This is a genomic window from Photorhabdus thracensis (genome assembly GCF_001010285.1).
In the GTDB taxonomy this organism is placed as follows: domain Bacteria; phylum Pseudomonadota; class Gammaproteobacteria; order Enterobacterales; family Enterobacteriaceae; genus Photorhabdus; species Photorhabdus temperata.
Genome location: NZ_CP011104.1, coordinates 1,038,069 through 1,062,575, shown reverse-complemented (window position 1 = coordinate 1,062,575; position 24,507 = coordinate 1,038,069). Strand labels below are relative to the sequence as shown.

The window sequence follows — 24,507 nt, the reverse complement described above, 5'->3', positions numbered from 1 at the left end:
TTTATATCATCGTCTTGTTGAAAAAGTGTGCGGGCGAAAGTTTTTTTTAAATAAACGCTTGCCAGCGCCGAAGAACTCCCTATAATGCGCCACCACTGACCGACACAACGCTGACAAAACGTGTGAGGCCAGGCAGAACAAAGCAAATAAGCGCTTGACTCTGCGGGCGAAAAGCGTAGTATACGCAGCCCGGCTGAACGAGAATATTACTTTTTATTTCAGCCTGCTCTTTAACAATTAATCAGACAATCTGTGTGGGCACTCACAAGACGGTATCACAAAAGAATACACTAAAGTCTTAAAGAGTGAACAACAGTTAATTCATAACGAATGAACAGTCAGTTTCTTTGAGCATCAAGCTTTTAATCGAAGAGTTTGATCATGGCTCAGATTGAACGCTGGCGGCAGGCCTAACACATGCAAGTCGAGCGGTAACAGGAAAATGCTTGCATTTTTGCTGACGAGCGGCGGACGGGTGAGTAATGTCTGGGGATCTGCCCGAGGGTGGGGGATAACCACTGGAAACGGTGGCTAATACCGCATAATGTCGCAAGACCAAAGTGGGGGACCTGAAAGGGCCTCACGCCCGCGGATGAACCCAGATGGGATTAGCTGGTAGGTAGGGTAATGGCCTACCTAGGCGACGATCCCTAGCTGGTCTGAGAGGATGACCAGCCACACTGGGACTGAGACACGGCCCAGACTCCTACGGGAGGCAGCAGTGGGGAATATTGCACAATGGGCGCAAGCCTGATGCAGCCATGCCGCGTGTATGAAGAAGGCCTTCGGGTTGTAAAGTACTTTCAGCGGGGAGGAAGGATACCGCTTGAACAGAGCGGTATGTTGACGTTACCCGCAGAAGAAGCACCGGCTAACTCCGTGCCAGCAGCCGCGGTAATACGGAGGGTGCAAGCGTTAATCGGAATGACTGGGCGTAAAGCGCACGCAGGCGGTCAATTAAGTTAGATGTGAAATCCCCGGGCTTAACCTGGGAACGGCATCTAAGACTGGTTGGCTAGAGTCTCGTAGAGGGGGGTAGAATTCCATGTGTAGCGGTGAAATGCGTAGAGATGTGGAGGAATACCGGTGGCGAAGGCGGCCCCCTGGACGAAGACTGACGCTCAGGTGCGAAAGCGTGGGGAGCAAACAGGATTAGATACCCTGGTAGTCCACGCGGTAAACGATGTCGATTTGGAGGTTGTTCCCTAAGAGGAGTGGCTTCCGGAGCTAACGCGTTAAATCGACCGCCTGGGGAGTACGGCCGCAAGGTTAAAACTCAAATGAATTGACGGGGGCCCGCACAAGCGGTGGAGCATGTGGTTTAATTCGATGCAACGCGAAGAACCTTACCTACTCTTGACATCCTCAGAATTTGCTGGAGACAGCGAAGTGCCTTCGGGAACTGAGAGACAGGTGCTGCATGGCTGTCGTCAGCTCGTGTTGTGAAATGTTGGGTTAAGTCCCGCAACGAGCGCAACCCTTATCCTTTGTTGCCAGCACGTAATGGTGGGAACTCAAAGGAGACTGCCGGTGATAAACCGGAGGAAGGTGGGGATGACGTCAAGTCATCATGGCCCTTACGAGTAGGGCTACACACGTGCTACAATGGCGGATACAAAGTGAAGCGACCTCGCGAGAGCAAGCGGAACACATAAAGTCTGTCGTAGTCCGGATTGGAGTCTGCAACTCGACTCCATGAAGTCGGAATCGCTAGTAATCGTAGATCAGAATGCTACGGTGAATACGTTCCCGGGCCTTGTACACACCGCCCGTCACACCATGGGAGTGGGTTGCAAAAGAAGTCGGTAGCTTAACCGTTTGGAGGGCGCTGACCACTTTGTGATTCATGACTGGGGTGAAGTCGTAACAAGGTAACCGTAGGGGAACCTGCGGTTGGATCACCTCCTTACCTGAGATGCGGTTGAGTGCAGTGCTCACACAGATTGTCTGATGAAAGTCGAGCAAGACGCGTCTGCGAAGCCGGCCATTGTGTCCCCTTCGTCTAGAGGCCTAGGACACCGCCCTTTCACGGCGGTAACAGGGGTTCGAATCCCCTAGGGGACGCCACTTGCGGTGATGACGGGTGAAAGCCGTCGTCGTGTTATCGTTAAGCGGATTTCTGATGAAGTCGGTTTAACGATAAATGCTCTTTAACAATCTGGAACAAGCTGAAAATTGAAACCGTCGATAATATCACCGAGGTATTATTGACCAGTCTCTCAACAATCGGCAATCCGAGACATTTTCGGGTTGTGAGGTTAAGCGACTAAGCGTACACGGTGGATGCCTAGGCAGTCAGAGGCGATGAAGGACGTGCTAATCTGCGAAAAGCGTCGGTAAGCTGATATGAAGCGTAATAGCCGGCGATGTCCGAATGGGGAAACCCAGTGCAATCCGTTGCACTATCGTTTGATGAATTCATAGTCAAACGAGGCGAACCGGGGGAACTGAAACATCTCAGTACCCCGAGGAAAAGAAATCAACCGAGATTCCCCCAGTAGCGGCGAGCGAACGGGGAGCAGCCCAGAGTCTGAATCAGCGGGTGTGTTAGTGGAAGCGTCTGGAAAGTCGCACAGTAAAGGGTGAGAGTCCCGTACACCAAAACACACAAGTTGTGAACTCAACGAGTAGGGCGGGACACGTGGTATCCTGTCTGAATATGGGGGGCCCATCCTCCAAGGCTAAATACTCCTGACTGACCGATAGTGAACCAGTACCGTGAGGGAAAGGCGAAAAGAACCCCGGCGAGGGGAGTGAAAGAGAACCTGAAACCGTGTACGTACAAGCAGTGGGAGCTTCTATTAATAGGGGTGACTGCGTACCTTTTGTATAATGGGTCAGCGACTTATATTCTGTAGCAAGGTTAACCGTTTAGGGGAGCCGCAGGGAAACCGAGTCTTAACTGGGCGCATAAGTTGCAGGGTATAGACCCGAAACCCGGTGATCTAGCCATGGGCAGGTTGAAGGTTAGGTAACACTGACTGGAGGACCGAACCGACTAATGTTGAAAAATTAGCGGATGACTTGTGGCTGGGGGTGAAAGGCCAATCAAACCGGGAGATAGCTGGTTCTCCCCGAAAGCTATTTAGGTAGCGCCTCGTGAATTCATCTTCGGGGGTAGAGCACTGTTTCGGCTAGGGGGCCATCCCGGCTTACCAACCCGATGCAAACTGCGAATACCGAAGAATGGTATCACGGGAGACACACGGCGGGTGCTAACGTCCGTCGTGAAGAGGGAAACAACCCAGACCGCCAGCTAAGGTCCCAAAGTCATGGTTAAGTGGGAAACGAGGTGGGAAGGCTCAGACAGCCAGGATGTTGGCTTAGAAGCAGCCATCATTTAAAGAAAGCGTAATAGCTCACTGGTCGAGTCGGCCTGCGCGGAAGATGTAACGGGGCTAAACCATGCACCGAAGCTGCGGCAGCGACATGAATGTGTCGTTGGGTAGGGGAGCGTTCTGTAAGCCGGCGAAGGCGGCGTCGTGAGGCCCGCTGGAGGTATCAGAAGTGCGAATGCTGACATAAGTAACGATAAAGCGGGTGAAAAACCCGCTCGCCGGAAGACCAAGGGTTCCTGTCCAACGTTAATCGGGGCAGGGTGAGTCGACCCCTAAGGCGAGGCTGAAAAGCGTAGTCGATGGGAAACAGGTTAATATTCCTGTACTGAATGTGACTGCGAAGGGGGGACGGAGAAGGCTAGGCCATCCGGGCGACGGTCGTCCCGGTTTAAGCGTGTAGGTGGGCAGGACAGGCAAATCCGTTCTGCTGCAACACTGAGGCGTGATGACGAGCCGCTACGGCGGTGAAGTGGTTGATGCCCGGCTTCCAGGAAAAGCCTCTAAGCATCAGGTCATATTGAATCGTACCCCAAACCGACACAGGTGGTCAGGTAGAGAATACTCAGGCGCTTGAGAGAACTCGGGTGAAGGAACTAGGCAAAATGGTGCCGTAACTTCGGGAGAAGGCACGCTGGCGGTAGGTGAAGGGCCGAGCGCCCGGAGCTGAAGCCAGTCGCAGAGACCAGCTGGCTGCAACTGTTTATTAAAAACACAGCACTGTGCAAACACGAAAGTGGACGTATACGGTGTGACGCCTGCCCGGTGCTGGAAGGTTAATTGATGGGGTTAGCACGTCAGTGCGACGCTCTTGATCGAAGCCCCAGTAAACGGCGGCCGTAACTATAACGGTCCTAAGGTAGCGAAATTCCTTGTCGGGTAAGTTCCGACCTGCACGAATGGCGTAATGATGGCCAGGCTGTCTCCACCCGAGACTCAGTGAAATTGAACTCGCTGTGAAGATGCAGTGTACCCGCGGCAAGACGGAAAGACCCCGTGAACCTTTACTATAGCTTGACACTGAACATGGAGCCTTGATGTGTAGGATAGGTGGGAGGCCTGGAAGTGTGGACGCCAGTCTGCATGGAGCCATCCTTGAAATACCACCCTTGAATGTTCGATGTTCTCACCCGGGTGCGTGATCCGCATCGGGGACAGTGTCTGGTGGGTAGTTTGACTGGGGCGGTCTCCTCCTAAAGCGTAACGGAGGAGCACGAAGGTTGGCTAATCACGGTCGGACATCGTGAGGTTAGTGCAAAGGCATAAGCCAGCTTGACTGCGAGAGTGACGGCTCGAGCAGGTACGAAAGTAGGTCTTAGTGATCCGGTGGTTCTGCATGGAAGGGCCATCGCTCAACGGATAAAAGGTACTCCGGGGATAACAGGCTGATACCGCCCAAGAGTTCATATCGACGGCGGTGTTTGGCACCTCGATGTCGGCTCATCACATCCTGGGGCTGAAGTTGGTCCCAAGGGTATGGCTGTTCGCCATTTAAAGTGGTACGCGAGCTGGGTTTAGAACGTCGTGAGACAGTTCGGTCCCTATCTGCCGTGGGCGCAGGAAGATTGAAAGGGGCTGCTCCTAGTACGAGAGGACCGGAGTGGACGCACCGCTGGTGTACGGGTTGTCATGCCAATGGCATAGCCCGGTAGCTAAGTGCGGAAGAGATAACCGCTGAAAGCATCTAAGCGGGAAACTTGCCTTGAGATGAGTCTTCCCTTGACGTAAGGTCACGGAAGGAACGTTTAAGACGAAGACGTGGATAGGCTGGGTGTGTAAGTGCAGCGATGCATTGAGCTGACCAGTACTAATGAACCGAGCGGCTTAACCTTACAACACCGAAGGTGTTTTGGGGCGAGAGAAGAGAGAATTTTTGGCTTGTTTGAGAGATTGATTCGGATGGTTATGTGTCGAGAAGGCAGATAACGGTCGGGATGAAATGAATTTGCCTGGCGGGGATAGCGCGGTGGTCCCACCTGACCCCATGCCGAACTCAGCAGTGAAACGCCGTAGCGCCGATGGTAGTGTGGGGTCTCCCCATGTGAGAGTAGGGAACTGCCAGGCTTTAATTTAGCTTTGTGTGATGAAGAATGACACAGAGTGTTGTGGGTAGAAAGTCGGACAAAATTGCAGAGAGTGATTTTGAACGTCGCGGAAAGCGACGGTCCGAAGGATGAATGGCAGAAGGTCCGTTCGTAGACTACCCTGATTGGTGTTGAGATTTTATGTTGTGGTAGCAACATAGAGAACAAGAAATTCGGTGGTGCGGTAGTTCAGTTGGTTAGAATACCGGCCTGTCACGCCGGGGGTCGCGGGTTCGAGCCCCGTCCGCACCGCCACTTAATTTCCAGAGAAACCCTGAGAGAAATCTCAGGGTTTTTTTCTGTTTAATAAATATTAAAATCAATAATTCCCTCATTATATTTGATAGAATCAGAAAGTTTTAATATTACTTTCTGCATTGAAGAGGTTTTTCACGTGGTAAAGAAAACCTATGCAATAAGATATGTCGCTGGGCAACCTGTTGAACGTGTCTTTCCGATGTCAACCTATCAGCTTGGAAAGTCATTACCTGTAGGTATCCCTTTGATTACTGATACAAATGAGCTTAGGGTTGTTGTATGGAATATTTATAAACAGCAGCGTCCTTCATGGCGAAAGGTTTTGAAGGAACTTACTGATGCAAGCCAGTTAATTTTATTGCAAGAAGCGCAGACAACCCCTGATTTAGTTGAATTTGCTACTTCAAATTATCTGACAGCTGATCAAGTTCCCGCATTTTTATTGCCTCAACATCCCTCTGGTGTAATGACGCTAGCAGCTTCTCACCCTATCTATTGTTGCCCATTGAGAGAGAAAGAGCCTCTTTTACGTTTATCTAAATCAGCTCTTATCACGGTTTACTCTTTACAGGATAATCGCCAGTTGATGGTTATTAATGTACATGCGATAAATTTCAGCTTTGGTGTGGATGTATATAGCCGTCAGCTGAATAATATTGGTGCTCATATTCGTTTACATAATGGCCCGGTAATTATGGCTGGTGACTTTAATGCATGGAGTAAGCAACGATTAAATGCTCTTAAGCGTTTTACCGGACATTTACATCTTAAAGAAGTATCTTTTGCTGATGACTGTCGAACAATTGTATTTGGAAGACCTTTAGATTTTATTTTTTATCGAGAGTTAAATGTAGCTAATGCTATTGTTATGCCTACAGATGCTTCTGATCATAATCCTCTTATTGCAAATTTTTATTAATATTTTATTTTAAAAGTATGTTTATCTATTTTTTATAAAAGATTATCATTTGATTTTTAATTTAACTTGTTGAAAGTAAACGAAATTAATTTTTTGTTATGTGTAAGTTGATTTATATTTAAAAAATAAAAAATTATTCTTATTAAAGTAATATATAATCATTACAATTTAGAAAACAAAATGCAATGATATAAATAGATTGAAATTATTTAATTTACACTGCTTAACAAAATAATATTGAAATATTAATTATATCATATTCAGATAAATGAAAATAAATGCCAGATTATTCTGGCATTTATCAGGATGAATTATTTAATTTGATGAGTTTGGGAAGTGTTTTTCTTTATGCTCAAGAAATAGGTAATTGACAATAAAGCTACCCATGCAACTCCCACAATTAATGCAATACGGGTTTTTTCAAAATAGCCCAGTAATACAATAACGAATACCATAAAGATAATTGTTAATATTGGTGCTATTGGCCACATAGGAACAGGGAATTTTAGTGTTTTAACTTCTTCTTTACTCATTTTGCGGCGCATAGCAACCTGAGAAAGCAGGATCATCAGCCATACCCACACAGTGGCAAATGTTGCGATAGAAGCAATGATAACGAAAATTTCATTGGGAAGCAGATAGTTAAGAACAACGCCAATCAGCAGGACGGCTGACATAACGACCACCGTCATCCACGGTACACCATTACGGCTCAGCTTGGTGAATGATTTAGGCGCCTGTCCTTCTTGGGCCATGCCATACATCATGCGGCCGGCACCAAAAATATCGCTGTTAATCGCAGAAACTGCGGCAGTAATAACCACAATGTTGAGAATATTAGCCGCAGAATTGATACCTAAGCTGGAAAAAATCTGTACGAATGGACTTCCTTCCTGACCAATTTGATTCCACGGATAGATACACATCAGAATAAACAGGGTCAATACGTAGAACAGTAAAATACGGAAAGGAACAGCATTGATTGCCTTTGGAATAGTTTTTTCAGGATTTTTAGCTTCGCTGGCAGTGATGCCAATAACTTCAATACCACCAAAAGCAAACATCACAATGGCAAGTGAAGCTATTACACCACTGATGCCATTAGGCATAAAACCGCCATATTCCCATAAACTGGAAATACCGGTTACATGGTCTGTTTCCTGACCGAATCCATATATCATGATAGCCATGCCGCCGATAATCATAGCAATAATTGCGGTAACTTTCACAATAGACAGCCAGAATTCCATTTCACCAAAAATCTTCACATGGCAAAGATTAATTGCGCCAATGAAGCAGACAATACTCAGCACCCAGATCCACTGTTCCACATGAGGAAACCAGAGCTTCATATAAAAGCCGAATGCAGTAACGTCAGCCAGGCAGACAATCAGCATTTCAAATATATAATTCCATCCGGTTAGAAATCCGGCCAAAGGGCCGAGGTAATAGCTGGCATAGTGTGAAAAAGAACCGGTTACTGGGTGGTGAACAGCCATTTCACCTAATGCACGCATCACCATAAATACGGCGGCCCCGCCGATTAAATAGGCGAGTAATACGGCTGGGCCTGCTTGCTGGATAGCAGCTGCGGAGCCATAGAACAGCCCTGTGCCTATAGCGGAGCCTAATGCCATAAAGCGGATGTGCCGCCCGGTTAGACCCCGTTTCAGCTGAGTTTCATTATTCTGCATTATTTATTCCTGTCACTTTCTCAGGCTAGATATATTTTAAGCACACAATGCCCCGACAAGCTTTATAATTAGCCGAGCGAAGCAAACCCTGTACCTTACCATAAAGATTGATGTCCGCGGGATAGATATCTGTAATAATGCGCTCCTATCTAATGAAACCAGAGATTTTTATGTTTTACCCGATTAACGAAATATTCCAGACATTGCAGGGAGAAGGTTTTTTTACGGGAGTCCCGGCAATTTTTATTCGTCTGCAAGGGTGTCCGGTCGGTTGTAGCTGGTGTGATACTAAACACACTTGGGAGAAAGAAGCCGCAAAGCAACGAATGCTGGAGTCAATCTTACTGAAGACGCGTGAAAGCGATGAATGGGGTGAAGCATCACCTAAGCAAATTGCAGCACTGTTTGTTCAACAGGGATATACCGCGCGTCATGTTGTTATTACTGGTGGTGAGCCTTGCCTTTATGATCTTACTCCTCTGACTGAAGAGTTCGAAAGCCTTGGCTATCAATGCCAGATAGAAACCAGTGGTACGTATTATGTTAAATGTTCTTCTGCCACTTGGGTGACAGTTTCGCCAAAAGTTAAAATGCGTGGTGGTTATCAGGTATTGCAGCAAGCTTTGCAGAGAGCTAATGAAATAAAACATCCAGTTGCACGTGAAAGAGACATTGAAGCACTGGATGAGTTATTAGCGGCATTGGATGACAACTCATCGCGTATTATTGCATTGCAACCGATTAGCCAGAAAGAAGACGCTACCCGTTTATGTATTGAAACTTGTATTGCGCGCAATTGGCGGCTTTCTATGCAAACACATAAGTATTTGAATATTGCCTGAGAGATTACTGCACTGGAGGTTTCCTGGTGCAGTAATTTGTTTCACTTTCCGCGGAAAATACATCCTGCGTTACAGGTTTCTTTCACCATAACGGCACTGAGTTGTGGAATTGAGGGTTCAACCTTAGCCCAAATCCAGGCTGCCAGTACTTCGCTGGTTGGGTTTTCCAGTCCAGGGATATCATTCAGGTAGTGGTGATCTAACTGTTCCCAAACGGGTTTAAATACAGTTTTTAGATCAGCAAAGTCCATAATCCAACCACTATGAGGATCGACCTCCCCGGTAATTTCCAGCCGAACCATAAATGAGTGCCCATGTAGGCGCCCGCATTTATGGCCTTCTGGAACATGTGGCAGGTGGTGGGCGGCTTCAAACTGAAAATCTTTAAAAATTGTTGTATTCATAGTGGTTCTCCCTGACTTCAAAAAACCCGCTATTCTACCCGATCTTCTGAATTAAACCCGGTTTTTTCCTTTTTTTGCAATTGCCCTTATTAACAGTTTTATAGATATATTAAATCTGTAAATATGGTTAGGCGTTTTGGTTATTTGATATTGCGATAGTTTCTTTAAATAGTGACAAGTTGCTGAGATAACCTTACTAAATACCCTATTTATTTTCTTTACTAAAGATAACAGACATTGGTAATCGTAAAGGGCAGCACAGGATAATGAGCATAAAACCACCTTCAATTTCACTTCTGCCGGTTTCGCCTGAACAGCTGGCGCGTTTGCAATCGGCAATTGGGGATTTTTCACCGAATCAGTTAGCCTGGCTGTCTGGTTATTTTTGGGGAATGATGAATCAACAGCCAAAGGTTCAGTCCGTGGCTCCAGTGATTCCGGCACAGGAGACGATTACATTAATTTCAGCTTCACAAACAGGTAATGCCCGTCGTTTAGCTGAACAGCTTCGTGATGATCTGTTGGCAGAGAAACTCAATGTTAATCTGTTCAATGCCGGTGATTATAAATTCAAACAAATTGCTCAAGAGAAAATGCTCATCATTGTCGCTTCTACGCAAGGTGAAGGAGAACCAGCCGAAGAAGCGATTGCATTATATAAATATCTTTATTCTAAAAAGGCGCCGAAGCTGAGTGATACTGAGTTTGCTGTTTTTGGTCTGGGTGATACTTCTTATGAAAAATTCTGTCAGGTAGGAAAAGATTTTGATAATCGTCTGAATGAATTGGGAGCTCAACGGCTTCTGGATCGTGTCGATGGTGATGTGGAATATCAGGAGGCTGCGGCTCAGTGGTGTAAGCGATTAACTGAAATCCTGAAACAGCGTATTCCTATGCGGACAAATACGGCGGTTACTTCTGTACAGAGCGAATCGGTACATGAAGTTTTTTCAACTCCTTATACTAAGCAGGCGCCATTGACAGCGGCCTTAGCAACCTGTCAGAAAATAACGGGCCGTGGTTCTGATAAAGATGTTCGCCATATTGAAATTGATCTGGGAGATTCAGGTCTGCGCTATCAACCGGGTGATGCTTTGGGTATCTGGTTTAAAAATGATCCAGCTCTGGTGGATGAATTGTTGAATCTACTCTGGTTGGAAGGAACAGAACAGGTTGAGGTTAATGGTCAGAAATTACCATTAAGGGAAGCACTGATCAGCCATATTGAACTAACCCAAAACACTAGCTTGATTGTAGAAAAATATGCTGTGCTGGCAAAAAATGAAAAATTACTGTCTCTGATTGCCGATAAACAGGCATTACAGCAATACGCTCACAATAAACCTATTGCTGATATGGTAAGAGAGGCTGCTTCTCAGCCAGAAGCTCAACAGTTTATTGATTTATTGCGGCCTCTAACGCCAAGGCTTTATTCAATTTCCTCCTCTCAGGCTGAAGTAGAAAATGAAGTTCATATTACAGTCGGTGTTGTTCGTTATGAAATTGATGGCCGGGCTCGCACTGGTGGTGCATCCGGTTATTTGGCAGATCGCTTACAGGAAGAGGGCGATATTCGTATTTTTATCGAGCATAACGACAATTTCCGCTTGCCTGCCAATCCGCAAACACCTGTCATTATGATTGGGCCGGGAACCGGAATAGCTCCATTCCGGGCATTTATGCAGCAAAGAGATGCAGATGGCGCTGAGGGGAAAAATTGGCTGTTCTTTGGTAATCCACATTTTACGGAAGATTTTCTCTATCAAGTGGAGTGGCAGCGTTATGTCAAAGATGGCCTGTTGACTCGTATTGATCTGGCGTGGTCCCGCGATCAGCAGCATAAAGTTTATGTTCAGGATAAATTGCGTGAACAGGGCGAAGAAGTATGGCGTTGGATCAAGGAAGGGGCACATCTGTATGTATGTGGTGATGCAAACCGCATGGCGAAAGATGTGGAGCGTGCATTGCTGGATATTATTTCTGAGTATGGTGGCATGGATACCGAACAGGCAGATGAATTCTTAAGTGAACTGCGCCTTGAGCGCCGTTATCAGAGGGATGTGTACTAATGAGTGATAAACAACATGGTCCTTTGATTGTCGAAGGTAAACTGGCTGATAGTGAGCGCATGAAGCAGGCGAGTAACTTCCTGCGAGGTACAATCAGTGAAGATTTAACCAATGGCTTAACGGGAGGTTTTGCAGGGGACAATTTCCTGCTAATTCGCTTTCATGGCATGTATCAACAGGATGATCGTGATATCCGTGCTGAACGGGCAGAGCAAAAACTGGAGCCACGCCATGCGATGATGTTGCGCTGTCGTCTGCCGGGCGGTGTTATTACGTCGCAACAATGGCTGGGTATTGATAAGTTTGCTGAAGAGAACACTCTGTATGGCAGTATCCGGTTGACTAACCGTCAGACATTTCAATTTCATGGCATTTTGAAAGGGGATGTAAAACCTGCACATCAATTACTGAATCAGGTTGGTCTGGATTCGCTTGCGACAGCGAATGACGTTAACCGAAATGTGCTTTGTACTTCGAATCCTATTCAATCCGAGCTGCATCAGCAAGCCTACGAATGGGCGAAGAAAATTTCAGAACATTTGCTGCCACGCACCCGAGCTTACGCTGAACTCTGGTTGGATGAGGAAAAAGTTGCAACTACTGATGAAGAGCCGATTCTTGGTGCGACTTATTTGCCTCGTAAATTTAAAACTACGGTTGTTATCCCTCCGCAGAATGATGTTGATCTACATGCCAACGATCTGAACTTTATTGCTATTGCAGAAGCTGGCAAGTTGGTTGGTTTTAACGTGCTGGTGGGGGGGGGGTTGGCAATGACTCACGGTGATAAAAATACGTATCCACGTATGGCGAGTGAATTTGGTTATATTCCGCTTGAGCATACATTGGCGATTGCTGAATCTGTAGTGACCACTCAGCGTGACTGGGGGAACCGGACCGAGCGTAAAAACGCCAAAACCAAATATACGTTGGAGCGGGTTGGTGTTGACACCTTTAAAGAGGAAGTGGAAAAACGCGCAGGCGTGAAATTTGAAGCAATCCGGCCTTATGAATTTACTGGTCGTGGTGATCAAATTGGCTGGTTGAAAGGAATCGATGATAAATGGCATTTGACGCTGTTTATTGAGAATGGCCGCCTTTTGGACTATCCTGGCAGGCCACTGAAAAGTGGTGTTGCCGAAATTGCAAAAATCCACAAAGGGGATTTTCGCCTGACAGCCAACCAAAACTTAATCATTGCTGGTATTCCTGAAGGTGAAAAACAACGAATTGAAACTATCGCTCGAGAACATGGGCTGATTGATAATAAAACCACAGTCCAGCGTGAAAACTCAATGGCCTGTGTCTCTTTCCCAACCTGCCCGTTAGCAATGGCTGAAGCTGAACGATTCTTACCGGAGTTTGTCACTTACGTTGAACAACTGATGAATAAACATGGTATTGGTGATGAACATATTGTCTTGCGGGTGACAGGTTGCCCAAATGGCTGTGGTAGAGCTATGTTGGCGGAAGTGGGGCTGGTGGGTAAAGCGCTTGATCGTTATAACCTTCATCTTGGCGGTAACCGGATCGGTACCCGTATTCCTCGAATGTATAAAGAAAATATCAGTTCTGAAGCGATCTTATCCATCATGGATGAACTTATCGGGCGTTGGGCGGCAGGGCGGCAACCAAATGAGGGCTTTGGCGATTTCCTGATCCGTACCGATATTATCAAACCGGTACTGGATTCTGCCCGCGATTTTTATGATTGGCAGGAGGCGGTATGAGCCAACTCAGCTTATCACAATTGGTTGGAGTGGAGACAGAACAGCAGGAGACATCACTGGTTGAAATTAATCAGCGACTTGAAATTATGGATGCTCATCAGCGGGTAAATTGGGCATTGGAGAATTTGCTGGGGGAGTTTGTTCTTTCTTCCAGTTTTGGCATTCAGGCGGCGGTATGTCTTCATTTAGTGACACAGGAATACCCGGATATTCCTGTCATCCTTACCGATACTGGCTATTTATTCCCTGAAACTTATCAATTCATAGATAAATTAACAACGCAGCTGAAACTGAATCTGCAAGTATTCAGTGCTGAACACTCTCCAGCCTGGCAAGAAGCTCGTTATGGAAAATTGTGGGAACAAGGTGTAGAGGGAATAGAACGTTACAATCAGATTAATAAAGTCGAGCCAATGAATCGTGCTTTAAAAAATCTGAATGCGCAAAGCTGGTTTGCTGGTTTACGTCGCCAGCAATCTGAAAGCCGATCAAAATTACCGGTTTTGTCTATACAGCGTGGTGTATTTAAGATCTTGCCGATTATCGACTGGGATAATAGACGTGTGTATCAATATCTTACAAAGCATGGTTTGGAATATCATCCATTATGGGAACAGGGTTATCTCTCTGTTGGCGATACCCATACAACCCAAAAATGGGAACCGGGCATGAGTGAAGAACAAACCCGTTTCTTTGGATTAAAGCGAGAATGTGGGTTACATGAAAATTAAAAAATGGATATTTCCTGAGTGGATTGATGATAAAGCCTTCGCTTTGTTTTATGGCGGGGACAGGCGTGGTTGCTTCCGCAGCCGGGTCGCATAGTTGACAAACAATCCCTTCCACTTATCTACTTAATTATCACCTTACAATTTACTAAATCTGTTAGCTTTCTTGCAGATTTAGTTGATTAATTTGCACAACCTGCCATTCCTGCACATCATGAAACTTATTGTATTTATAATGACTTCTTAATAAAAACTATGATTAAAGTTGCACTTATTGACGACCATGTAGTCGTCCGTTCCGGTTTTGCCCAATTACTAACGCTTGAGCATGATCTTGAGATTGTCGGACAATACGCCAGTGCCAGCGAAGCTTGGCTGGATTTACTCAGAAACCCTATTGATGTGGCAGTGATGGATATCGCTATGCCGGATGAGAGTGGTTTGTATCTGCTCACTCGGTTACGGCAAAAACGGCCTGATTTTCGCACCATTATTCTCAGCATTTATGACACCACCGCATTTGTACAAAGCGCGTTGGATGCCGGAGCCTGCGGTTATCTCACCAAACGATGCGGCCCGGAAGAATTAGTACAGGCAGTACGCTCGGTACATAAAGGCGGTTTTTATCTGTGTGCTGATGCCCTGAAAGCCCTGCGTCAAACACCACAAGAAGTTAAAGCACTGCAAGCTCTAACGCCCAGAGAACGGGAAATATTTGATTTGCTCATCAATGGCATCACTGTTAAAGCTATCGCCGAACAACTTAATCTCAGCCATAAAACTGTTCATGTTCATCGTGCCAATATTCTTGGCAAATTGCAGTGCGAGAGCACGATCGAGCTGGTTCATTATGCCCTGCAACATCAGATTCTGACAGGTAACGTATGAACGGAGGAACACGATTTGGCCTGTTATCACTATTCCTGCTGATTTTTTATTCGTTGAGCTGGCTTGCTCTGTGGACCATCAGCTTCTACCTGAATGACAATGGGCAACAGGCTGCACTGCTGCTGCCACAAGGGTTACGGTTGGCGCTGCTTGTTCTGCTGGGACGTCGCTACCTGCCAACCCTGTTAGCAACCGAGGTTATCATCTTGCTATGGCTCGATAGCGAGCAGCTTATTACTAACAATATTATTCTGTTATCGCCATTTCTCAGCCTGATGCCTACCTTTATGGTACAGCGGATCTGGTGGCGCTATACTTTATATTGGCAACGGCTCTCTATTTTGCTGGCAGCCGTAGCCGCCAATAGTGTGTTACAGGCTGTTTGCCTGGGATTTTTTCTGACTGCCAGCGCCAGCCATCTGTTTCTTACCTCTTTGACCGGCGGTGTTTTACTATCGCCTTTTGTTTACCTGATCTATGAATATCTGCGTCAGCAGCATCTGAGAAATATGCTGGAACCTGACCATCCGGATCCACAGTTACGTACTTCACTGCTGATGTGGTGCTGTCTGTTCTGCTTTCTGGGATTGAGTGCTCAGATCTTTATGTCACCGGAAATTGAGAGGCTTTTGGTAGCCCTGGTATTTATTCCCAATGTATTTATGGCCTATCGCTATGGCTGGCAAGGTGGCGTATTGGCAGCTTTACTGGGCAGTCTGATGATAACGTCAGCCCGGCAATTCAGTGGCGCTTTTAACGATTTACGCGAATTGGAGATGTTCCTGACCATTCAGGCGCTATTAGGAATAGGGCTTGGAATAGCCATCAGCCGTCAACAGCAACTCGCTGAAAACCTGCAACGCTACCGTGAATTATTGGAGAAGGAGTTAACCGCCCGCCATATTCTAATGCAGAAACTGGTTCACACAGAAGAAGATATCTGCAAAAGTATTGCCCGCGAGTTACATGACGAAATTGGGCAAAATATTACTGCTATCCAAATTCAGGCAACACTGGTAAAACGCACTGCCACTACCCCGGCAATAGCAACGATCGCAGAGCAAATCAATCATCTTGCCCAACAAATCCATCAATCTACTCGTCAATTACTGCGCCAATTGCGACCACCGGTTCTGGAAGAGATGTCTTTAGAAAAAGCGCTCCACCATTTAATCAATGAGTTTGCTTTTAAGCAGCAGGGTATTGATTGCCAGTTGAATTATCAACTTCCCCAAAATCCAGCGAATGAAACAGTGGTCTTTACCCTTTATCGCTTGGTTCAGGAGTTACTGAACAATACCAGCAAACATGCCAAAGCGACCCGCATCAATATCACGCTGCGGCAATGCAGGGATGTGATCGAACTCAGAATCAGTGATAACGGCATTGGTATCACTGAAGATAAAAGGAAAGGCGGATTTGGCCTCCAGGGGATTGAAGAGCGCATCCGGGCGTTAGGCGGAGACTGGCAGTTAAACAACGATAACGGCACTCGGATAATTGTTAACCTGCCCACAAATTCTGATGAAAATCAAGCATAACTAAGAATGATTCCTAATTACCTAAAACCTTATCCCATCCATTTTCATTAATGTTTCTTTACATTCCTTTTTCATGGAGGAGTCGCATATGCAAACCACCAGCCAGGAACAAGTTTCACAACGTTATCGCTACTGGCGCAGCCGTTTGCTGATTTCCATGATTATTGGTTATGCTGCATTTTATCTGACACGAAAAAGCTTCAACTTTGTTATGCCGGTCATGCAGTTGGAGCTGGGGCTGGATAAAGGGGATATTGGCTGGATAACCAGTCTGTTTTACCTGGCTTACGGCGGCTCAAAATTTGTCTCCGGTGTATTTCATGATCGCACCGGCTATCGCTGGTTTATGGGTGCCGGATTAGTGATGACGGGCGTGCTGAACATTATTTTCGCTTTTTGTTCATCATTTCCTGCACTACTGCTTATCTGGACACTGAACGGCTTCTTTCAGGGGTGGGGATGGCCGCCCTGCGCCAGGTTACTGACACACTGGTACTCCTGCAATGAACGGGGTTTCTGGTGGGGATGCTGGAATATCTCCATCAATATTGTTGGTGTCACTATCCCGATGCTGTCAGCTTTTTTGGCGACGACTTACGGCTGGCAAGCAGCACTGATGATGCCGGGAATTATCGGCATTTTACTGGGCATTTGGCTCTGCCATCAGTTATGCGACATACCACAAAGGCAAAGTTTACCCAGTGTGGGGCACTGGCGACAGGATTCACTGGAGCTTCAACACGAGCAGTTATCGCCACCCATGCCGATGATGCAGATACTGCGGGACACGATTCTGATTAACAGAACTATCTGGTTATTAGGGCTCTCCTACATTCTGGTCTACCTCATCAGAATGGCGATTAATGACTGGGGAAATCTGTGGCTGTCAGAAACACATGGTACCAATCTGCTCAGTGCCAACGCCACACTCTCGCTGTTTGAGCTGGGCGGTTTGACAGGCGCACTTTTTTCCGGTTGGGGATCTGATTTACTGTTCCGCGGTCAACGTGCCCCGATGATTTTACTGTTTGCTCTGGGGGTGTTTATCTCTGTCACCGCATTGTGGCTAATGCCCATTCATCACTATGTGCTGTTGGCAGTCTGTTTTTTCAGTATCGGTTTTTTTGTATTTGGCCCGCAAATGCTGATTGGGCTGGCGGCAACAGAATATTGCCATAAACAAGCCGCCGGAACAGTCACTGGTTATCTGGGGTTGTACGCCTACCTGGGCGCTGCAATGGCAGGCTGGCCGCTAAGTCAGGTCGTTGCACATTATGGCTGGTCAGGGATGTTTGCCCTGCTCACCATCGCAGCCGCCATGATGGGTTTGCTGTTGATGCCACTGTTAATGGCAGACGTCAGTAAAAGGGAACATATGGCAGGAGTAGCATCGCTACTTTTCAATGATAAGAAGTTCTGAATGCAAAGGACAAAATAATGAAACTGAAACCTCTCTCTACACTTATCGCCGCGGGCCTGGTCGTTGCTGCATTTACCCACAGTGCTCAGGCCGCCGGCCGTTTGATCGTTTATTGCAGTGCGACTAACGCCTTGTGTGAAGCCGAAACCAGAGCATTCGGTGAAAAATATAATGTAAAAACTACGTTTGTCCGTAACGGTTCAGGCAGTACTCTGGCGAAAATTGAAGCGGAAAAACGCAATCCACAAGCTGACGTCTGGTACGGCGGCACGCTGGATCCACACTCTCAGGCGGGAGAGATGGATCTGCTGGCCCCATATAAATCCCCAAATCTTACGCAGATCATGCCACAGTTCCGTGATCCGGCCAAACGTAAGGGCAACTACACTTCTGCGGTTTACGTCGGAATTCTTGGCTATGGCGTCAATACCGAACGTCTGAAAGAGAAAAATATCCCTGTTCCAACCTGCTGGAAAGATCTGACCAAACCGATTTATAAAGGTGAAATTCAGATTGCGGACCCTCAAAGTTCAGGCACCGCTTACACTGCACTGGCAACTTTTGTCCAGTTATGGGGCAAAGATCAGGCATTTGATTACCTGAAAAAGCTGAACGCCAACATTTCCCAGTACACCAAATCCGGTGTCGCACCAGCACGTAACGCCGCCCGTGGTGAATCCGCCATCGGCATCGGCTTCCTGCATGATTACTCTCTGGAAGTGGAAAATGGTGCACCATTGAAACTTATCGCACCATGTGAAAGCACCGGTTATGAAATCGGCGGCGTCAGTATCATCAAAAATGCCCGCAATATGGACAACGCTAAACTGTTTATTGACTGGGCGCTGTCCAAAGAAGCACAAGAACTGAGCTGGAAGAAAGGTAAAGCCTATCAGATCTTGACCAATACCACGGCAAAAGCGTCTCCTCTGGCACTTAAATTGTCCGATCTGAAGCTGATCAATTACAACATGGATAAATTTGGCGCCAATGATATGCGTAAAGCACTCATCACCGAATGGGTGACAGATGTGAAGATGGCTAAATAAAGTCTATCAAGGGCGGATAACACCGCCCTTAGAAACTATCTATCGGGCTATCTTGTTTTCCCGTACTCATAACGTCCCAAGGATAGATTCTTACTGTTGTTGCCTCACGATAATAATAAAAGAGGGAAATTATGTCTTACACTCTTACTTTGCCTACCAGACAGAAGCGGGATGCTGTGTTCTGGTGGATTGCCCTGACATGGCTGGCTTTCGCCCTTTTGCCATCCTGGAGCCTGGACTACGGCCTTTTCGACTCCACTCAAGATGAAATTTTCACCGCCTATGGCTGGAACGGATTAAACGTCAGTTTATCGTGGTTCCTACTCCCATCGGCGCTGTTACTGCGCCCACTTACACCAGCAAACCGCAATCAGCGTAACCGGCACTATTTTGATGCGGGTTACGCCTTATTATGCGCCTTGTTTGTCATTATCAGTGCAGCCATTATCGGCCGTGGACTGGGCTACTCGACGATTATTCTGTTTATCTCACTGAGCGCAATTATTACCCTCGCTCTGACCCGCCTTGAATGGCTGGGTGGTGATCGTTTTGTTATCGGCTCACTGGTTGCGGTTATTGTCCTGATCGGGGCATTTATCCTTTATCCAAGTATCGCCATCTTTATACCGATGTTTACGGATGATGCCGGTCAATTTGCTCCGTTTGCCTTTATCTCGATCTTGGGACAGGCACATATTATTCAGGTTATCACTAACTCCATTCTGCTCTCGCTAGCCGTGGGTGTAGGCTGTACCTTCTTCGGATTGGTTCTGGCAATTTATACCGCCAGAATCGCCCGCCGCTCCGCCATTATTGGCCGGGTATTCTCTATTTTACCTATCGTCACACCACCGTTTGTTGTCGGCTTAGGCGTCACACTAATGATGGGCCGTTCCGGTTATATTACTGAGTTTATGGCGACCTGGTTTGGTCTCACCAATACTAACTGGCTGTATGGTTTTACCGGTATCTGGCTGGCTCAGGTACTGGCCTTTACGCCAATGGCGTTTATGATCCTTGATGGCGCCATTAAAACTATCCATCCTTCACTGGAAGAAGCCGCCTATACTCTGCGCGCCAATCGCTATCAAACTTTCTTCCATGTTTTTATTCCGCTGTTGAAACCTGCACTGGCAAACGCTTTCCTGATCGTGATTGTTCAATCGCTGGCGGATTTCAGTAACCCACTGGTACTGGGTGGTAGCTTTGATGTACTGGCGACCCAGATTTATTTTTATATCACCGGTTCCCAACTTGATTATCAAGCAGCCAGTACGCTGGGCGCTTCGCTTCTGGTTTTCTCTCTGCTGATATTCTGCGTTCAGTATATGTGGATTGGTAAACGCTCCTATGTCACGGTTTCCGGTAAATCCTATCGTGGTGATGTACAGCCGCTGCCGATTTCTCTGGTTTGGGGTGTCTGTGCCATTTTGTTTATCTGGGTTGTGTTCAACGTTCTGTTGTACGGCAGCATTTTCTACGGCAGTTTCACCGTAAACTGGGGAGTGGATTACACACTGACACTGGATAACTTTATCAAGCTGTTTGGTCAGGGGATGCATGATGGTGCATGGCCTTCATTACTGGATACACTGCTCTACGCCGGTATCGCCGCCCCCATCACCGCTATCTTTGGTCTGCTTATCGCTTATATCGTTGTACGTCAGGAATTCCGTGGTAAGAAAACGATCGAATTTACCACTATGCTGTGCTTTGCCGTACCGGGTACCGTTGCCGGGGTTTCCTATATTTTGGCTTTCAATGATTCACCTTTTTACCTCACTGGCACCGCGGCTATCGTGATTATCTCTATGACTATGAGAAACGTACCGGTAGGTATCCGCGCAGGAATTGCCGGCCTTGGGCAGATTGATAAATCACTGGATGAAGCTTCGTTGAGCTTGCGCGCCGGATCGATGAGAACCATCTTCCATATTCTGTTGCCGTTATTGCGCCCGGCAATCTTGTCTGCCCTGATTTACAGCTTCGTTCGCGCCATTACTACCGTCAGCGCTATTGTATTTCTGGTGACACCCGAAACCCGCGTAGCGACTGCTTATATCCTGAACCGGGTGGAAGATGGTGAGTATGGTGTCGCTATCGCTTACGGCTCTATTCTGATTGTGGTCATGCTGGCCATTATTTTCTTATTTGACTATCTGATTGGCGAAGCACGGGTTTCCCGTTCCAAAGCCAAAAATGCACAGTAATCACGGAGTGACGACATGGCACAACAAAATTTTGTCGAACTGAAAAATGTAACCAAACGGTTCGGTAGCAACACCGTGATCGATAATCTGGATTTGTCTATCCCACAAGGGCATATGGTAACGCTGTTAGGGCCATCCGGCTGTGGTAAAACCACCGTATTGCGTCTGGTTGCCGGGCTGGAAAAACCCAGCGAAGGTAAAATTTTCATTGATGGTGAAGACGTTACAGATCGTTCTATTCAGCAGAGGGATATCTGTATGGTATTCCAATCCTACGCCCTGTTTCCGCATATGTCGCTGGGAGAAAACATTGGTTATGGACTGAAAATGCTGGGGCGACCTAAAGCAGAGGTACGCGCGCGGGTTAAAGAAGCATTGGAACTGGTAGACTTGGCTGGTTTTGAAGATCGTTATGTAGATCAGATCTCTGGTGGTCAACAGCAACGTGTTGCACTTGCCCGCGCTCTGATCCTTAAGCCAAAAGTCCTGCTTTTTGATGAGCCGCTCAGTAACCTCGATGCTAATCTGCGCCGTAGTATGCGTGAAAAGATCCGTGAATTGCAGCAACAATTCAATATCACCTCGTTATATGTCACTCATGATCAGAGTGAAGCATTTGCGGTTTCCGATACCGTATTGGTGATGAACAAAGGCAAAATCATGCAAATTGGCGCGCCACAAACGCTCTATCGCCAACCTGCATCTGAGTTTATGGCGAGCTTTATGGGGGATGCCAATATCTTCCCTGCCACTTTGGGTTCTGATTATGTGGAAATTTTCCACTATCGCCTGCCACGGCCAGAAAACTTTACCACCAACCGTCAATCGGTAACGGTTGGTGTCAGGCCAGAAGCCATTACCCTAAGCCGTCATGGAAATGCGAGCCAGCGTTGTACCATTAGTCATGTGGCTTATATGGGTCCACAATATGAAGTCACAGTAAACTGGCAAGATCAAACTCTGCTGCTACAGATTAATGCGACCCAATTACAGCCTAATGTTGGCGATAATTATTATCTGGAGATTCATCCATTTGGGATGTTTATTTTGGCAGAGAAAAGCAAAAGTTAATTTGATTTAAAAAGCGTACTTTTTGTTAAAGATATGAATTTTTACTTTAAATTTAACCTGTTACACGGAAAATAGTGAATAATTTAGAAATTTTCAGTCATTTGTTGAGGAAAGTCAGAGGATGTATGGGAGCTTGTTCTCCATCTCCAGGAAATAAACCCGGTTTGGCTAAAATGGAGCGATATTAATCGCACTTATTTAGATTATACGTTAGTTCATAAGAAAAAATGCTTGCCTTGCCCCAACTATTATAGCTGGGGCAAGGAATTACATATCCATCATCATAAAATCGCCATAGTCAGTCACTAATTTATTAGCTATTTATGATTGTCAATAATATTAAAATATAACTTTTTCAGGAGGTAAAAACCAATGGCAAATAATCATGTGTCCATTCCTATCTTCGTAGAAACAAAAGAAGAAAACTGCTTTAATGTGGAATTTATAAAAATCTTGGAGTATTCAACATCAATATTAAACACATTCTTAACTATGCCATTCATTCTAATACTACCTAATGGCGCAGGTTGACCATATTTATCCAGCAATGTTATTGAGCTATTACCATTTGCTCCTTAATTGACAAGGAGTCGACCACTTTCCAGCTTGATACAGTGATCGGCTAAGTGAAAGAAACGATCGTCGTGGGTGATAGCGAGTACTGCTTTACCGCGCGCAGCCAACTCGGGTAATAGCTCCTGATAGAACACCGTCTTAAACAGCGGATCCTGATCAGCGGCCCATTCATCAAACAGATAGAATGGCCGATCTTCCAAATAGGCAACCACTAGAGCAAGACGTTTTCGTTGTCCCAGTGACAAATCGCGAGTTGAGAAACATCCATTTTCAATCTTTACCTTGTGATCCAAATGTAGTTTAGTGAGCAATTCATTAGCACGTGAATCCAATGTCGAATCGGTATCGCTCAAACCCATCAATGTTTCGAAGAGATAGAAATCGGAGAAAACCGCCGAGAATAGTTGACGATAGTTGGCTCTGTTGTTGTCAGTGATCACATGTCCATCAACGGTAATTGTGCCGTTTTCTGGTGTGTAGAGTCCGACCAACAACTTAGCGAGAGTCGTTTTGCCACTGCCGTTACCGCCAATTAAAAAAGTAATTTCCCCTCGTTTTAGTTTCATATCGATTGGACCAAGTTGAAATACCTTATCTTCCTTCTCTCGATAATAACTGTGGGTAAGGCCAGACAGGCGCAGTAAAGTAGCTTCACCGAATTCATTAGCAGAAATCTGCTGTGTAAATTGGTCTTGCTCATTCAGCTCTGATAATACATTTCCAATGCGATTCAGCGATACACGCGCCGCATTCAGTGCTGGAATACTGTTTAACAAACCGTCTAATGGCATCAACATAAACAGAAATATAATCACATAACCAGCGAGTGTCGTTACTTCGAGGCCCGGTATTACCGTCGGGGCAAATATAACCAGCCCCAGAAACATATAGAATAAAAAGAGTATCCAGCCAGCACCGAAGGCATAAACACCGAAAGCACGGGTGCGATGCTGGCGTACTGCGTCAATTTCATGACCAAGGGAGTTAGTGAAGAAAGCCTGAGTACGTGAGAAGTGTAACTTTAACTCTTTTGCGCCAGAGAATAATGCGTTGAAATGGCTGAATAGGCGATCTTGTGCTTTGCCCGCTGCGTTGAATGAGTTGATAGCTTTAGTTCCGCCGAGGCTATAACCGAGTGAACCAATGATGACTATAGCCAGCGCTAAGAAAAATACGGGCCACGACAACCAGGCCAGATAACCCAGGCAGCCCAATACAATTGAACCTTGCATCACGATATTGGGCAGAGTGAAGAATAACAGTGATACATTGGTTGCATCGTCAGTGATGATGGATTGAGCGCGAGAGGCGCCAAGCACCTCAATCTGACGGAATGGTGCACGGGTAACACGTTCTGAGATGAGTTCGCGCATCTTTGCCATCGTATTCTGGCTCAGTTTAGCGAAAATCACGCCACTAAGTATGCGGCAGGCAATGGCTAGCACAGCCAGAATACCGAAATACCAAGCGAGCGAGGAATAGCTATCGTTGGCGGTTGTCACTGCTTTATTGATTAATGTGATCAAAGAAACGCTGGAAATACCATTAGCAATGCTGGCAAAAACGGCAATGGCAAGTGCCCAGCGTGAACGGTATAACAGTGAGAGTAAGATCCGATAGGTCGGTTGTTTAATTTTCGAAGTGTTCATTTATAATCCATAAATTCTGTACATAATCTGGCGTTAAACA

The 24,507-nt window shown here is 46.3% G+C and carries 14 protein-coding genes, 2 tRNA genes and 3 rRNA genes; 16 read left to right on the top strand and 3 right to left on the bottom strand.

Annotation, left to right across the window (positions count from 1 at the left end; all coding sequences use genetic code 11):
* The first annotated feature begins 363 nt into the window (after positions 1-363).
* From VY86_RS04230 to VY86_RS04205, 6 genes are all read left to right on the top strand, one after another.
* Positions 364-1,909: ribosomal RNA gene (locus tag VY86_RS04230) — 16S ribosomal RNA — on the top strand.
* An 82-nt stretch (positions 1,910-1,991) separates the two neighbouring features.
* Positions 1,992-2,067: transfer RNA gene (locus VY86_RS04225), tRNA-Glu, on the top strand.
* 189 nt (positions 2,068-2,256) lie between these two features.
* A 23S ribosomal RNA gene (locus VY86_RS04220) occupies positions 2,257-5,167 on the top strand.
* Positions 5,168-5,283: 116 nt separating this feature from the next.
* Positions 5,284-5,399 (top strand): 5S ribosomal RNA (gene rrf, locus VY86_RS04215).
* Together the 16S, 23S and 5S rRNA genes with 2 tRNA genes alongside form the textbook arrangement of a ribosomal RNA operon.
* Positions 5,400-5,597: 198 nt before the next feature.
* Positions 5,598-5,674, top strand: a tRNA-Asp gene (locus VY86_RS04210).
* A gap of 139 nt (positions 5,675-5,813) precedes the next feature.
* Positions 5,814-6,596: an endonuclease/exonuclease/phosphatase family protein gene (locus tag VY86_RS04205; RefSeq protein WP_046974053.1), complete on the top strand. Its 783-nt coding sequence runs from the start codon at positions 5,814-5,816 to the stop codon at positions 6,594-6,596.
* A gap of 311 nt (positions 6,597-6,907) precedes the next feature.
* Here VY86_RS04205 and VY86_RS04200 read toward each other — a convergent pair whose 3' ends face one another.
* Entirely contained in the window at positions 6,908-8,290 is a 1,383-nt protein-coding gene (locus tag VY86_RS04200) for an amino acid permease (RefSeq protein ID WP_046974052.1), read from the bottom strand.
* Positions 8,291-8,460: 170 nt separating this feature from the next.
* Between VY86_RS04200 and queE the strand changes: the two genes are divergently transcribed.
* Positions 8,461-9,132, top strand: a complete 672-nt coding sequence (queE, locus tag VY86_RS04195; protein ID WP_046976705.1) for a 7-carboxy-7-deazaguanine synthase QueE — start codon at positions 8,461-8,463, stop codon at positions 9,130-9,132.
* A 41-nt stretch (positions 9,133-9,173) separates the two neighbouring features.
* On the opposite strand, the gene queD is transcribed toward queE, so the two are convergent.
* A complete protein-coding gene (gene queD, locus VY86_RS04190) occupies positions 9,174-9,536 on the bottom strand; it encodes a 6-carboxytetrahydropterin synthase QueD (RefSeq protein ID WP_046974051.1) in 363 nt (120 codons plus the stop codon).
* Positions 9,537-9,802: 266 nt separating this feature from the next.
* Between queD and cysJ the strand changes: the two genes are divergently transcribed.
* From cysJ to fbpC, 9 genes are all read left to right on the top strand, one after another.
* A complete protein-coding gene (gene cysJ / locus VY86_RS04185; protein WP_046974050.1) occupies positions 9,803-11,605 on the top strand; it encodes an NADPH-dependent assimilatory sulfite reductase flavoprotein subunit in 1,803 nt (600 codons plus the stop codon).
* A complete protein-coding gene (cysI, locus tag VY86_RS04180; RefSeq protein ID WP_046974049.1) occupies positions 11,605-13,335 on the top strand; it encodes an assimilatory sulfite reductase (NADPH) hemoprotein subunit in 1,731 nt (576 codons plus the stop codon). Before cysJ ends, cysI begins: the two co-directional genes overlap by 1 nt.
* Positions 13,332-14,066, top strand: a complete 735-nt coding sequence (locus tag VY86_RS04175; RefSeq protein WP_046974048.1) for a phosphoadenylyl-sulfate reductase — start codon at positions 13,332-13,334, stop codon at positions 14,064-14,066. Before cysI ends, VY86_RS04175 begins: the two co-directional genes overlap by 4 nt.
* Before the next feature lie 252 nt (positions 14,067-14,318).
* Positions 14,319-14,951 carry a response regulator transcription factor gene (locus tag VY86_RS04170; protein WP_046974047.1) on the top strand — a complete coding sequence of 211 codons (633 nt, stop codon included), beginning with the start codon at positions 14,319-14,321 and terminating at the stop codon, positions 14,949-14,951.
* The gene (locus VY86_RS04165) at positions 14,948-16,492 is read left to right on the top strand and encodes an MASE1 domain-containing sensor histidine kinase (protein WP_046974046.1); all 1,545 of its coding nucleotides are present in this window, start codon (positions 14,948-14,950) and stop codon (positions 16,490-16,492) included. Before VY86_RS04170 ends, VY86_RS04165 begins: the two co-directional genes overlap by 4 nt.
* 88 nt (positions 16,493-16,580) lie before the next feature.
* Positions 16,581-17,912, top strand: a complete 1,332-nt coding sequence (gene uhpC / locus VY86_RS04160; protein ID WP_046974045.1) for an MFS transporter family glucose-6-phosphate receptor UhpC — start codon at positions 16,581-16,583, stop codon at positions 17,910-17,912.
* Between the two features lie 17 nt (positions 17,913-17,929).
* Entirely contained in the window at positions 17,930-18,961 is a 1,032-nt protein-coding gene (locus tag VY86_RS04155) for an ABC transporter substrate-binding protein (RefSeq protein WP_046974044.1), read from the top strand.
* 131 nt (positions 18,962-19,092) lie between these two features.
* Positions 19,093-21,171, top strand: a complete 2,079-nt coding sequence (locus VY86_RS04150; protein ID WP_046974043.1) for an ABC transporter permease — start codon at positions 19,093-19,095, stop codon at positions 21,169-21,171.
* 15 nt (positions 21,172-21,186) lie between these two features.
* Positions 21,187-22,242 (top strand): ferric ABC transporter ATP-binding protein, encoded by a 1,056-nt coding sequence (gene fbpC, locus VY86_RS04145; RefSeq protein ID WP_046974042.1) that lies wholly within the window; start codon positions 21,187-21,189, stop codon positions 22,240-22,242.
* 575 nt (positions 22,243-22,817) lie between these two features.
* On the opposite strand, the gene VY86_RS04140 is transcribed toward fbpC, so the two are convergent.
* Entirely contained in the window at positions 22,818-24,467 is a 1,650-nt protein-coding gene (locus VY86_RS04140) for a cyclic peptide export ABC transporter (RefSeq protein ID WP_046974041.1), read from the bottom strand.
* Positions 24,468-24,507 lie beyond the last annotated feature (40 nt).